This is a genomic window from Vibrio sp. YT-15 (assembly GCF_033337445.1).
Taxonomy (GTDB): Bacteria; Pseudomonadota; Gammaproteobacteria; order Enterobacterales; family Vibrionaceae; genus Vibrio; species Vibrio alginolyticus.
In genome coordinates, this window is the sequence record NZ_JAWOQR010000009.1 from 25,246 (window position 1) to 38,481 (window position 13,236).

General features: G+C 44.9%; 14 protein-coding genes. 12 read left to right on the plus strand and 2 right to left on the minus strand.

What is annotated here, in order from left to right:
* Positions 1-100 precede the first annotated feature (100 nt).
* On the minus strand, positions 101-550 hold the full coding sequence (locus tag R7D93_RS16610) for a CBS domain-containing protein (protein WP_017820562.1): 450 nt from the start codon (positions 548-550) through the stop codon (positions 101-103).
* Positions 551-875: 325 nt separating this feature from the next.
* Between R7D93_RS16610 and R7D93_RS16615 the strand changes: the two genes are divergently transcribed.
* From R7D93_RS16615 to secF, 6 genes are all read left to right on the plus strand, one after another.
* Positions 876-2,042: a trypsin-like serine protease gene (locus R7D93_RS16615; protein WP_225496924.1), complete on the plus strand. Its 1,167-nt coding sequence runs from the start codon at positions 876-878 to the stop codon at positions 2,040-2,042.
* 268 nt (positions 2,043-2,310) lie between these two features.
* Positions 2,311-3,363 carry a tRNA preQ1(34) S-adenosylmethionine ribosyltransferase-isomerase QueA gene (gene queA / locus R7D93_RS16620; RefSeq protein WP_005381728.1) on the plus strand — a complete coding sequence of 351 codons (1,053 nt, stop codon included), beginning with the start codon at positions 2,311-2,313 and terminating at the stop codon, positions 3,361-3,363.
* Positions 3,364-3,510: 147 nt separating this feature from the next.
* Entirely contained in the window at positions 3,511-4,647 is a 1,137-nt protein-coding gene (tgt, locus tag R7D93_RS16625) for a tRNA guanosine(34) transglycosylase Tgt (RefSeq protein WP_005381727.1), read from the plus strand.
* A gap of 177 nt (positions 4,648-4,824) precedes the next feature.
* A complete protein-coding gene (yajC, locus tag R7D93_RS16630; protein WP_005381725.1) occupies positions 4,825-5,154 on the plus strand; it encodes a preprotein translocase subunit YajC in 330 nt (109 codons plus the stop codon).
* A 21-nt stretch (positions 5,155-5,175) separates the two neighbouring features.
* Positions 5,176-7,032, plus strand: a complete 1,857-nt coding sequence (gene secD, locus R7D93_RS16635) for a protein translocase subunit SecD (protein ID WP_005381724.1) — start codon at positions 5,176-5,178, stop codon at positions 7,030-7,032.
* Between the two features lie 14 nt (positions 7,033-7,046).
* Positions 7,047-7,994, plus strand: coding sequence for a protein translocase subunit SecF (gene secF / locus R7D93_RS16640; RefSeq protein ID WP_005383689.1), 948 nt, complete (start codon positions 7,047-7,049; stop codon positions 7,992-7,994).
* A gap of 209 nt (positions 7,995-8,203) precedes the next feature.
* Here secF and suhB read toward each other — a convergent pair whose 3' ends face one another.
* Positions 8,204-9,007 carry an inositol-1-monophosphatase gene (gene suhB / locus R7D93_RS16645; protein WP_005381722.1) on the minus strand — a complete coding sequence of 268 codons (804 nt, stop codon included), beginning with the start codon at positions 9,005-9,007 and terminating at the stop codon, positions 8,204-8,206.
* A gap of 231 nt (positions 9,008-9,238) precedes the next feature.
* On the opposite strand from suhB, the gene trmJ reads away from it, so the two are divergent.
* The 6 genes from trmJ (at position 9,239) to hscB (ending at position 13,220) form a co-directional block, all read left to right on the plus strand.
* Positions 9,239-9,958 carry a tRNA (cytosine(32)/uridine(32)-2'-O)-methyltransferase TrmJ gene (gene trmJ, locus R7D93_RS16650; protein ID WP_005383693.1) on the plus strand — a complete coding sequence of 240 codons (720 nt, stop codon included), beginning with the start codon at positions 9,239-9,241 and terminating at the stop codon, positions 9,956-9,958.
* Positions 9,959-10,083: 125 nt separating this feature from the next.
* Positions 10,084-10,590 (plus strand): Fe-S cluster assembly transcriptional regulator IscR, encoded by a 507-nt coding sequence (iscR, locus tag R7D93_RS16655; protein WP_005381720.1) that lies wholly within the window; start codon positions 10,084-10,086, stop codon positions 10,588-10,590.
* A gap of 28 nt (positions 10,591-10,618) precedes the next feature.
* Positions 10,619-11,833, plus strand: a complete 1,215-nt coding sequence (locus R7D93_RS16660) for an IscS subfamily cysteine desulfurase (RefSeq protein WP_005381719.1) — start codon at positions 10,619-10,621, stop codon at positions 11,831-11,833.
* A 38-nt stretch (positions 11,834-11,871) separates the two neighbouring features.
* Positions 11,872-12,255: a Fe-S cluster assembly scaffold IscU gene (iscU, locus tag R7D93_RS16665; RefSeq protein WP_005381718.1), complete on the plus strand. Its 384-nt coding sequence runs from the start codon at positions 11,872-11,874 to the stop codon at positions 12,253-12,255.
* Positions 12,256-12,325: 70 nt separating this feature from the next.
* The gene (iscA, locus tag R7D93_RS16670; RefSeq protein ID WP_005381717.1) at positions 12,326-12,649 is read left to right on the plus strand and encodes an iron-sulfur cluster assembly protein IscA; all 324 of its coding nucleotides are present in this window, start codon (positions 12,326-12,328) and stop codon (positions 12,647-12,649) included.
* 55 nt (positions 12,650-12,704) lie between these two features.
* Positions 12,705-13,220 carry a co-chaperone HscB gene (hscB, locus tag R7D93_RS16675; protein WP_005381716.1) on the plus strand — a complete coding sequence of 172 codons (516 nt, stop codon included), beginning with the start codon at positions 12,705-12,707 and terminating at the stop codon, positions 13,218-13,220.
* Positions 13,221-13,236 lie beyond the last annotated feature (16 nt).

A 13,236-nucleotide genomic window follows, 5' to 3' on the forward strand; every position in this document is an offset into this window, starting at 1 on the left:
TCAGCGTCAGTAATGGCATTTTGAGCGGCAACCCTGCCGCTCTTTTTTCGTTTAACCGGTGTAAAAACGAAACTTACACCAAAGAGAATACGCTTGCGTACTACTCTTCCTGCTCGATTTCTTCAGGTTCCACTTCTTCTTGTAGTTCCAATAAGTTAATCGCAATCGTCACGAAGTCACTATCAGTAATAATGCCGACCAATCGACCTTTGGTGACAACAGGTAGACAGCCAACTTTATGCTTTTGCATATAGATAGCGCTCTCTTTGAGCCCCGCGATAGGCTCTGCCGTCATGATATTGGTGTGCATCATTTCGTAGAGCGGTGTGTCTAAAGTAAAAGATTGTTCAGCCTCATCTGGGTGCAAGCTCGATTCTTGAGCAGCAAGAATGTCGCGTTGAGTCACCAAGCCTTGTAAGTGGTTATTGGCATCAACAACCGGAATATGTCGAATATCAAGCGCATCCATCATGCTTTTTGCATCACGCAAGGTGTGCGTGCGCAGTAAGGTATGAGGATTACGAGTCATCATGTCTTCAACCTTGATCATAGAGACCTCCAGCGGCATTGTCCTTCTCCATTGTCCTTCTCTTAAATATAGAGAATATTTTTCTGTATATCTGGGAGCTAACTCGTTTTTCATCAATTAAATAGCACAATGCTGATGGGCTGCGTAATCTGTGTTTTATTGGTGTTTTTATTAATTTGAATAAGTCGGTTTGTGTGCGAGTCAGTTGGCATTTTTAGTTGATATTGAATGTGTCCCCAAGGTAATCCAATGAATTGAATCGCACATTTTTATTCGCTGGATTTTCCAAGATTCTTCTCTCGAAGAAGATACGTCCAGGCTTACCAAATTGAAGACAGCAACCTAGATGAAACGAACAACGTGTAACAAACTTATTGCGCTGGCAGTGGCGGCATTCAGTGTGCCATCAACACAGGCGATTGTGTTAGGAGATGAACAAACCGATCCTGTTGACCGCGTTACTTTGCGAGCAAGTAATATGGCAGAGTTTCCGCTGTGTGGGGGAACGATGCTGACAGAGCAATGGGTACTGACTGCGGCGCACTGTGTGGTGATGGGACAAGGAACCAATGAAGCAACCTATTATGTGACCCCGCCGGGTGAGCTGTCGGTGAATGCGAATGTGTATGAACTTAATTCTGCAGGGCTTGATAACTTCTATCCGGTGTCTCACGTTGTGGTTCATCCGGATTACACCCGGATTTCAAAAGCTGAGACCGACAGTAATGGCAACGTGAAACCTATCCAAACCGGTTTAGATTCAGACATCGCGTTGCTGTATCTCACGCGCCCAGTGGCAAACGCGAGCTTTGCTGACCTAGCGAGTAAAGTTGACATGGAGAGTATCGAAGCACGTTTGGCGGCGGACTGGAACGATAATTACCTGACCAATCAACGTGTCGAAAATGTGCAAGTGTTTGGATGGGGGTCTACTCAGCCGGATGCTTCTGAACCTTCTAATACGCTCAAAACCACCATTAGCACATTTTTACCCATCGACAAATGTTATGAGCGTTTAGAAATTGGCAGCAGTTTTCCGGGGGTCATTGATTCAAGAGACAACCAAACCAAAATTTGTACGCTACCAACACAAAACCATGTATTGGAGCCAGATAGCCATACTCAATATGGCAACTCTGCATGTAAAGGTGACAGTGGTGGCCCGTTGGTCGATGTGGCGACCGGCAAACAAATTGGTATTGTTAGTGGCGGCCCCCTTATTCTACCAACGTGTGGCTCTTTGACGATCCCAAGTTTCTACACCAAGGTGAGCCACTATTACGACTGGGTACAGTCTTACATCACTGCCGATGCGCCACCAAGTCGTTACATCATTGCGCCGAATTTTATCAAAAGTGCTAACAATGAAAGTGGTGACAATAAAGAGTGTCACGATGGCATTGCGACCAATAACTGTGATTTCAAAGGCTCAGATGATGAAGGTGGCAGTCTAGGGTTTTGGTTATTGGGTTTATTCGTGCCGTTATTCTTGTGGCGAAAGCGTGAGGTTTGATAGGGCGATTGGAATGCCAAACTAATAAGCAGCGGTATACGTTGCTTTGCTTTTTTCATGTTCTCTCTTTGGGGCTCAAATTAAAAATAGTGCCAAGTCATCGAGGCTTTTCACGTTTTATTACACTCTTCACCATGGCTTTTACTGCTATATTCTGGTGATTTGCTTGCTATTGCAGCATGTAAACATATACTAGTCTGCTGCGAAAAACTCGTCGCAATTTTATCGTCGCCTAGACGTGATTTGACCAATAGATAAGACAAGTAACATGCAAGTATCAGATTTCCATTTCGACCTTCCAGATGAACTCATCGCTCGCTACCCTCAACCAGAGCGTACCGCTAGCCGACTGCTGCAAATGGACGGCAATACCGGAGAGCTCATTGATGGCACATTTACTGATGTATTGGGCCAAGTTCAACCCGGTGACTTAGTGGTGTTTAATAATACACGTGTTATTCCTGCTCGTCTTTTTGGCCGCAAGGAATCGGGCGGTAAATTAGAAGTGCTAGTGGAGCGCATGTTGGATGAGAAAAGCATCCTCGCGCACGTTCGTTGCTCTAAATCACCAAAACCAGGTACAACCATTATTGTTGGCGAGAATGATGAATATTCAGCAGAGATGGTTGCACGCCATGATGCTTTATTTGAACTGAAATTTAGTTCTGATAAGACGGTACTAGAAATTCTGGAAGAAATCGGCCATATGCCGCTTCCTCCTTACATCGACCGTCCAGACGAAGATGCAGATAAAGAGCGTTACCAAACGGTATATAATCAAAAGCCAGGTGCGGTTGCGGCACCTACAGCGGGCCTTCACTTTGATGATGTTCTCTTGGAGAAAATCAAAGCGAAAGGTGCAGAGTTTGCTTACGTTACTTTGCACGTTGGGGCGGGTACATTCCAGCCGGTAAAAGTGGAAAATATCAACGATCACCACATGCATGCCGAGTACGTAGAAGTACCACAAGAAGTCGTCGAAGCAATTAAAGCGACGAAAGCGCGCGGCGGACGAATTATTGCTGTTGGTACCACATCTGTGCGTTCACTTGAAAGTGCAGCGCAAGACGCATTGCAAAAAGGGACTGAGCTGGCCCCATTCTTTGGCGATACAGAAATCTTTATTTTCCCTGGTTACGAATATCAGTTGGTGGATTGCTTGATCACAAACTTCCACTTGCCTGAATCAACACTGATCATGTTGGTGAGTGCATTTGCTGGATACGAGAACACCATGAATGCTTACAAACATGCGGTGGAAAACAAATACCGTTTCTTCTCGTATGGCGATTCAATGTTCATCAAGAAGAAAACGGCGTAGTTAAAAATAGATTTACGAGTGCTAGCAGTAAGCTAGGAAATAAAGCATCCATTGCTTTATCTCTCGCAAGGAAAAGCGACCGCTCCTTAAAGTAGGGTAGAGCCCTAAACACTCAGTCAGACTGTTTCTCTGACACCCGGAGGCATCGTGAAATTAAAATTCGATCTTAAGAAGAAAAACGGCAATGCACGTCGTGGTCAACTGACTTTCGAACGCGGCACTGTTCAAACTCCTGCGTTCATGCCAGTAGGTACTTACGGTACCGTTAAAGGTATGACACCAGAAGAAGTAAAAGGTACTGGTGCAGAAATTCTGCTAGGTAATACGTTCCACCTGTGGCTACGTCCTGGTCAAGAAGTGATGAAAATGCACGGTGACCTGCACGATTTTATGAACTGGCACGGTCCTATTCTTACTGATTCAGGCGGCTTCCAAGTATTCAGCCTTGGTAAGATGCGTACGATCACTGAAGAAGGTGTTCACTTTCGTAACCCAGTAAACGGTGACAAAATTTTCATGGACGCAGAAAAGTCGATGGAAATTCAAAAAGACCTAGGCTCTGACATCGTTATGATTTTTGACGAGTGTACGCCTTACCCAGCGACACACGATGAAGCGAAGAAATCGATGGAAATGTCATTACGCTGGGCACAGCGTTCACGTGACCACTTCGAGAAGCTAGAAAACCCAAACAACCTATTTGGTATTGTTCAAGGTGGTGTTTACGAAGATTTACGTGATGTGTCGGTAAAAGGTCTAACGGAAATCGGTTTTGATGGTTATGCGGTTGGTGGTTTGGCAGTAGGTGAGCCTAAAGAAGACATGCACCGTATTCTTGAGCATACTTGTCCTCAACTTCCTGAAGACAAACCTCGCTACTTGATGGGCGTTGGTAAGCCAGAAGATTTGGTTGAAGGTGTTCGTCGTGGTATCGACATGTTTGACTGTGTAATGCCAACGCGTAACGCACGTAATGGTCACTTATTTGTGACTGGTGGTGTGATCAAGATCCGTAATGCGAAACATAAAACGGATACAACACCATTGGATCCGCATTGTGACTGTTACACTTGTCAAAACTACAGCAAGTCGTACCTTCACCATTTAGAGCGTTGTAATGAAATCTTAGGCGCTCGCTTGAATACAATCCATAACCTGCGTTACTACCAGCGTCTGATGGAAAGCATTCGTAAAGCAATTGATGAAGATCGCTTCGATGAATTTGTTACTGAGTTCTATGAGCGTCGTGGCCGTGAAGTGCCACCACTAGCAAAAGAGCAGTAATTGAAAAACTAAAAGAATTAAAGCCTTTGGCATGTCGCCAGAGGCTTTTGCTAATAAAGTAGGCTAACGCACGTTATTTTTGAGAGAGCGATCTCTATTAGTTACTCTCAGACTTGAATCTAAAATGCGAAAGCCCAATTTGTTTGATTATCAATAAAATATAATGAGGATGTTTTAATGTTTATTTCTCAGGCTCACGCAGCAGCAGAAGGCGCGCCAGCAGGCGGTGGTTTTGAAATGCTAATCATGCTTGGCATGTTCGCAGTGATCTTTTACTTCATGATTTATCGCCCACAAGCGAAACGCGTAAAAGAACACAAAAACCTAATGGCTTCTATGGGCAAAGGCGACGAAGTTTTAACTAGCGGTGGCCTAGTGGGTAAAATCACTAAGATTGCTGAAGACAATGACTACATTTCAATTGAGCTTAACGCGAACAATGAAGTAGTAATCAAGAAAGACTTCATCACTGCAGTGCTACCAAAAGGTACGCTTAAGTCTCTATAAAACAGCTAAAGGATCCTCGCTGTGCTAAACCGTTATCCATTATGGAAGTACTTGATGGTGCTTTTTGCCATCATCACCGCTGCGTTATACGCACTTCCAAATATCTACGGTGAAGATCCGGCTATTCAAGTTACAGGGGCGCGTGGCGCCTCTGTAGATATGTCAACGCTGGATGCTGTCACTACTGCTCTTAACAAAGAGCAACTTTCTCATAAATCCATTGCTCTCGAAGATGGATCAATTCTTGTTCGTTTTAACGACACTGACACACAAATCAGTGCTCGTGATGTCATCAGCGAAGCGCTAGGCAAAGACACAATTGTTGCACTTAACCTTGCACCTTCTACACCCGATTGGCTAGAAGCGATTGGCGCGTCACCATTGAAGCTAGGTCTTGACCTTCGCGGTGGTGTTCACTTCTTAATGGAAGTGGATATGGATGCAGCGATGGAAAAGCTTGTTGGTCAACAAGAAGAAGCTTTCCGTAGCGAACTTCGTGACGCCAAGATTCGTTACCGTGCAATCCGCCCTTCTGGAAAAGAAGCGGTAGAAGTGTTGTTACGTAACGAAGAGCAATTAGCAGAAGCGAAAGCAACGCTAGAAAAGAATCACCCGGACATGATTTTTGTCGATTCTGATTCAAATGGCCGTTACGCTCTTACTGCCACCTTTACTGAGCAACGTTTACAAGAGATCCGTAACTATGCTGTTGAGCAAAACATTACGATTTTACGTAATCGTGTCAACGAACTAGGTGTTGCGGAACCATTGGTTCAACGTCAAGGTGCTAGTCGCATTGTAGTTGAACTGCCTGGTGTTCAAGACACTGCTCGTGCAAAAGAAATTCTCGGAGCTACGGCAACGCTTGAATTCCGTGAAGTTGATGATAAAGCTGACCTATCGGCAGCGGCAAATGGTCGTGCGCCAGCAGGTAGTGAAATCAAGATGGACCGTGATGGTCGCCCAGTTGTGCTTAAGAAGCGCGTTATTCTTGGCGGTCAAAGCATCACAGATGCAAGCTCAAGTGTTGATGAATATGGTCGTCCACAAGTTAACATCTCGCTAGACAGCGAAGGTGGTAATAAGATGTCTGCGTTCTCTAAGAAGAACATTGGTAAGCTAATGGCTACCGTGTTTGCAGAATACAAAGACAGTGGCCGTCGTACGCCTGAAGGCAAAGTTATTCTGGATAAGCATGAAGAAGTCATCAACCAAGCAACGATTCAATCGGCTCTTGGTCGTAACTTCCGTATTACAGGTATCGACTCTGCTGCAGAAGCACACAACCTAGCACTTCTACTACGTGCTGGTGCACTGATTGCACCTATCTCTATCGTTGAAGAACGTACCATTGGTCCATCAATGGGCCAGCAAAACATCGATATGGGTATCCAAGCATGTATCTGGGGTATGGTTGCCGTAATGCTATTTACGCTGCTTTACTACCGCGGCTTTGGTTTGATTGCAAACATCGCTCTAATGGCAAACTTGGTGCTTATCATTGGTGTTATGTCGATGATTCCAGGCGCTACCATGACGCTTCCAGGGATAGCCGGTATCGTGTTAACAGTCGGTATGGCGGTTGATGCGAACGTACTGATCTTCGAGCGTATCCGTGAAGAAATTCGTGATGGACGCAGTCCACAACAAGCAATTCACCAAGGTTACGCGAATGCATTCAGCACGATTGCTGATGCGAACATCACAACACTAATTACTGCAATCATTCTATTTGCGGTCGGTACAGGTGCGGTGAAAGGTTTCGCAGTTACTCTATCTATCGGTATCTTAACTTCAATGTTCACCGCCATTATTGGTACACGTTGTATCGTGAACCTGATCTACGGTGGCAAACGCGTTGATAAATTGTCGATCTAAGGCTGGGAATTAATATGTTTCAAATTCTAAAAGCAGAGAAGACGATCGGCTTTATGCGTTGGTCGAAAGTAGCATTCGTTTTTTCAATTATAATGATTGCTGCTTCTATCTTCACTTTGTCAACCAAGTGGCTTAATTGGGGTCTAGATTTCACTGGCGGTACGCTTATCGAGGTAGGTTTTGAACAGCCAGCAAACCTTGAAGAGATTCGTGCAGCACTAGATTCCAAAGGCTTTGGTGATGCGACAGTACAAAACTTCGGTAGTGCTCGTGAAGTCATGGTCCGTCTTCGTCCACGTGATGACGTTTCTGGTGAAACGCTAGGTAACCAAATCATTGGTGCTATCAAAGATGGTACTGGCGAAAGCGTAGAAATGCGTCGTATTGAGTTCGTAGGTCCCAACGTTGGTGATGAGCTAACAGAAGCTGGTGGTCTAGCGATCTTGGTATCGCTGATCTGTATCCTGCTTTATGTATCGATGCGATTTGAATGGCGTCTAGCGGCTGGTGCGGTAATGGCATTGGCTCACGATATAATTATCACGCTAGGTGTCTTCTCGTTTCTACAAATTGAAGTTGACCTGACCATCGTAGCTGCGCTACTGACGGTTGTGGGCTACTCACTCAACGATACCATAGTTGTATTTGACCGGATTCGTGAAAACTTCCGTAAGATGCGTAAGGGTGAACCTTCAGACATTATGGACGCCTCAATCACTCAAACGTTGAGCCGTACATTGATTACATCTGGTACGACGCTGTTCGTGGTAATTGCACTGTTCATGCAGGGTGGTGCGATGATTCACGGCTTCGCAACCGCACTTTTACTCGGTATCACTGTAGGTACTTACTCTTCTATCTACGTAGCATCAGCACTGGCTCTAAAACTGGGTATCCAGAAAGAGCACTTGATGCCACCTCAAGTAGAAAAAGAAGGTGCAGAGTTCGACGAAATGCCATAAGGCAGATTGAGAACCGAAAACAAAAACCGCTGAACAATCAGCGGTTTTTTTGTATCTGAATAGAGTCGTGAGTTTGCCGAACCTCATTGTATGGAGAGCCTTACATTGCAGCTAAGTAGATACGGTTCGGTAGATACAAAAAAGCCCAGCTCAATGAGCGGGGCTTTCTAAAGTCATCAGCGTGACGGGCTATATATGACTTTCAAATCTTACTTAAGGATCGCGCTGTTACCGTTTTCGCGAATGTGCTTAAGGATAGATTTTACGCCACGAGCGCTTGAAGCAACGATGTTACCAGACTTCATGTAGTCAGTGCCGCCAGCAAAGTCAGTTAGGATTGCGCCAGCTTCACGAGCAATAAGCTCACCTGCTGCCATATCCCAAGGTTTTAGGCCTAGCTCGAAGTAACCATCAACACGGCCAGCAGCCACGTAACAAAGGTCAAGAGCAGCAGAGCCGCTACGACGGAAATCAGCACATTCAGTGAATAGCGCACCAACGATCTTGATGTAAGACTCAGCGTGTTGTTTCTGCTTGAATGGGAAGCCTGTTGCTAGAACAGTGCCTTGAAGGTCTTTTAGTTGAGCAACACGAATACGTGCACTGTTTAGTTGAGCGCCGGCACCGCGTTGTGCAGTGAATAGCTCGTTTTGCATTGGATCGTAAACACAAGCAACTTCAGTTTTGCCCTTAATACGAACAGCGATAGAAACCGCGAAAGTTGGGTAACCTTTTACAAAGTTAGTGGTGCCATCCAGTGGGTCGATGATCCATTGTACGTCTTTATCTTTACCTTCGATAAGACCTTGTTCTTCAGCAACGATACAGTGCTCAGGGTAAGACTGCTTGATAGTATCGATGATGATGTATTCTGCTTCTTTGTCTACGTTAGTGACAAAGTCATTAGTGCCTTTAAGAGTAGATTCTACTTTATCAGTGTTTTCTAATGATTTAGCAATATGATTGCCTGCCTTTCGCGCAGCGCGAATAGCAATGTTTAGCATTGGATGCATACGAATTTCCCAACGGATGTTAAAGAACAAATGAAAGCGGCGGCGAGTATACCAGAGATAATTAAAAAGGGAAGTGGTTATTTTTTGTTCTAAATGCGGCTGGTTGAGTGTACAGAGCATACTGCGGACGAGAACAATAACCAAGAATGAGAAGAGAGGTCTGCTTGCCTCTAGGGTGTCTTAAAAAACTATGATAACATTCTGCGGTTTTAATTTAGGTAGCAAACACAGATGTTGGATCAAGTAAAAATTGTACTCGTAGGTACCTCTCATTCAGGCAATATTGGCTCAGCAGCTCGAGCAATGAAAGTGATGGGTTTAAACCAACTAGTATTAGTCGATCCACAATGTGAAGTGGATGAACAAACTCTTGCTTTAGCTGCGGGTGCTGGTGATATTGCTCAAAATGCAAAGATTGTCGGCACATTAGAAGAAGCGGTTGAAGATTGTGGCCTTGTTGTGGGTTCTAGCGCCCGCTCTCGTACATTAGAATGGCCAATGCTCGAGCCACGTGAATGCGGTGAGAAATTTGCAGTTGAAGGCCGAAAGCATCCGGTTGCGCTCGTGTTTGGCCGAGAAAGAACTGGTTTGACAAACGAAGAGCTACAAAAGTGCCACTACCATGTTTGTATTCCCGCTAATCCTGAGTACAGCTCGCTTAACCTAGCTATGGCTGTACAAACTCTCAGTTACGAAGTGCGAGTTGCACACTTGAACTTAGAGCAAAGCCAGTTTTCCCCAAATGAATCGGAAGAATACCCGCGTCATCGAGAACTCGAAATGTTCTTCGAGCATCTTGAAAAGGTGATGGTTGAGACCCAGTTTATTAACAAAGAGCAACCTGGACAGGTGATGAATAAGTTGCGCCGTTTGTTCTCTCGTGCTCGACCAGAAACCCAAGAACTTAATATTCTACGAGGCGTTTTGACTTCGATAGAAAAGAAGTTCTGAGTAAATAATAACCACTTTAGGTGTAAGGATGAATACCTGAGTAAAATGGTCAAATAAATACTTGACCAAATTACTCAGGTATGGAAAAATCTTAACCATTACAAACCATGTGGATACGGTGTGGTATGAAACTTACATCTAAAGGAAGATATGCGGTGACAGCCATGCTGGATGTGGCACTGCATTCGCAACAAAACCCTGTACCTCTGGCTGATATTTCAGAGCGTCAAGGGATCTCGCTCTCTTACTTAGAGCAGCTATTTTCAAAATTGCGTAAAGCAGGTCTCGTTGCCAGCGTTCGTGGTCCTGGTGGTGGTTACCGACTTGGTGCCGACGCTCACAGTATCGCTATTGGTACCGTGATTGCTGCCGTTGATGAGTCAGTAGATGCAACCAAATGCCAAGGTAAAGGAGATTGCCAAGGTGGAACACGTTGCCTTACTCACACGCTGTGGCGTGACCTAAGCTCTCGCATTAGTGACTTTTTGAATAACATCACTCTTGGTGAGTTGATGACAGACAATGAAGTACTCGAAATTTCTGATCGTCAGGACATTGATCTGGCGGTAACCCATGGGCTATCAAACAAAAATACAACCGCCGCGCCCATCGGTGTAAACGTCCGCTCTTAGCGGTCAGCTTTTTACATTGGAGTAGAGAATGAAACTGCCGATTTATCTTGATTATTCCGCTACATGTCCAGTTGATCCACGTGTTGCTGAAAAAATGGTTCAGTACATGACAATGGATGGCACATTTGGCAACCCAGCGTCACGTTCGCACCGTTACGGCTGGCAGGCAGAAGAAGCGGTCGATACTGCTCGTGAGCAAATTGCTGACCTTCTAAATGCAGATCCTCGCGAAATCGTATTTACATCTGGTGCGACAGAATCAGACAACCTTGCGATTAAAGGTGCAGCGCACTTTTACTCGAAGAAAGGCAAGCACGTAATCACTTGTAAAACAGAGCACAAAGCCGTTCTTGACCCATGTCGTCAACTTGAGCGTGAAGGCTTTGAAGTGACTTACCTTGAGCCAGAATCAAATGGCTTGATCGATCTAGAGAAGCTTAGAGCAGCCATGCGTGATGACACCGTGCTTGTGTCTATTATGCATGTAAACAACGAGATTGGTGTGGTTCAAGACATTACAGCGATCGGCGAACTGTGCCGTGAGCGTAAAATTGTTTTCCACGTGGACGCTGCGCAATCTGCTGGTAAATTACCAATCGACGTTCAAGAGATGAAAGTTGATCTAATTTCACTTTCTGCTCACAAAGTTTACGGTCCTAAAGGTATCGGTGCACTTTATGTACGTCGTAAGCCTCGTATTCGTCTTGAAGCGCAAATGCACGGTGGCGGTCATGAGCGTGGTTTCCGCTCTGGTACACTACCTACTCACCAAATCGTAGGTATGGGTGAAGCATTCCGCATTGCAAAAGAAGACATGCAAAAAGATTACGATCATGCTTTAGCGCTTCGTAACCGTCTTTTTGATGGCGTGAAAGACTTAGAAGCAGTGACGGTAAACGGTGACTTTGAGCAGCGTGTACCACACAACCTAAACATCAGTTTCGCATTCGTAGAAGGTGAATCACTACTAATGTCGCTTAAAGATCTAGCGGTATCTTCTGGTAGTGCTTGTACGTCTGCAAGCCTTGAGCCTTCTTACGTTCTTCGTGCCCTAGGCATGGATGACGAATTGGCTCACAGCTCGGTTCGTTTCTCGTTTGGTCGTTTCACGACTGAAGAAGAAATTGATTACGCAATTGAACAAATCCGCGTTGCAGTGACTAAGCTACGCGACATGTCTCCTCTATGGGATATGTACAAAGAAGGGATTGATTTGAGCACTGTTGAATGGGCTCACCATTAATCTCAGGGATTGAAATAGAGGATTCGAGGTAATTTATCATGGCATACAGCGAAAAAGTAATTGATCACTACGAGAACCCACGTAATGTTGGTTCATTCGATAAAGAAGATCCATCAGTAGGTAGCGGCATGGTTGGCGCTCCTGCGTGTGGTGACGTAATGAAGCTTCAAATCAAAGTGACACCTGAAGGTATCATCGAAGATGCGAAGTTCAAAACATACGGTTGTGGTAGTGCAATCGCATCAAGCTCACTAGTAACTGAGTGGGTAAAAGGTAAGTCAGTTGATGAAGCGGCAGCAATTAAAAACTCTGAGATTGCTGAAGAGCTAGAGCTTCCACCAGTGAAAGTTCACTGTTCTATTCTTGCTGAAGATGCAATCAAAGCAGCGGTTGCTGACTACAAGAAAAAACACCAAGAATAATTATTCCGTAATATAATGGGAGCTTTGACGCTCCCATTCCAATCGAAATTTAGACAGACTAAGGTGCAGTATGGCCATCACAATGACAGAATCAGCGGCAAGTCGCGTAAGAGCATTCCTAGATAACCGAGGCAAGGGTATCGGTTTACGTCTTGGAGTGAAGACGACTGGTTGTTCCGGCATGGCATACGTACTTGAGTTTGTTGATGAGCTCAATGAAGAAGACGAAGTATTTGAACTCTCTGGAGTGAAAATTATCATCGATCAAAAGAGCTTAGTGTACCTAGATGGTACTGAATTGGATTACGTGAAAGAAGGGTTGAATGAAGGTTTTGAATTCAACAACCCTAACGCGAAAAGTGAATGTGGTTGTGGTGAAAGCTTCAACGTCTAATTGATTGTCCTTCTGGGCAAACGAGTCCGGAAGGCTTTACTAGGACCCGAACTTAATGAATCACTTTGAATTATTTGGGCTACCAAGTCAGTTTAAGCTGGATGGTAGCCTTCTTTCTTCTCAGTTCCGAGAACTACAAAAACGCTTCCACCCGGATAACTTTGCAACGGGCTCAGAACGTGACCGTTTGATGGCGGTGCAAAAGGCGGCGCAAATCAACGATGCCTATCAAGTTCTGAAAAATCCTATTTCTCGCGCCGAGTATATCCTCGCAGAGCAAGGTGTTGAGATCCGAGGTGAACAGCAAACAATGCAAGATCCGATGTTCTTAATGGAGCAAATGGAACTGCGCGAAGAACTGGAAGAGATTGCTGACAAGTCCGATCCTGAATCGGCGCTTTTTGACTTCGACTCTAAGGTCAGCAAAATGTACAAACAGCATCTGGCAAGCGTCGAGCAAGAGCTTGATGATGGTCTATGGACTGAAGCCGCAGACCGAGTTCGTAAGCTAAAATTCATTGCCAAACTAAAGAACGAAATTGAGCTAGTCGAAGACAAACTCCTCGGCTAGTAAGCGTGACAAGGAC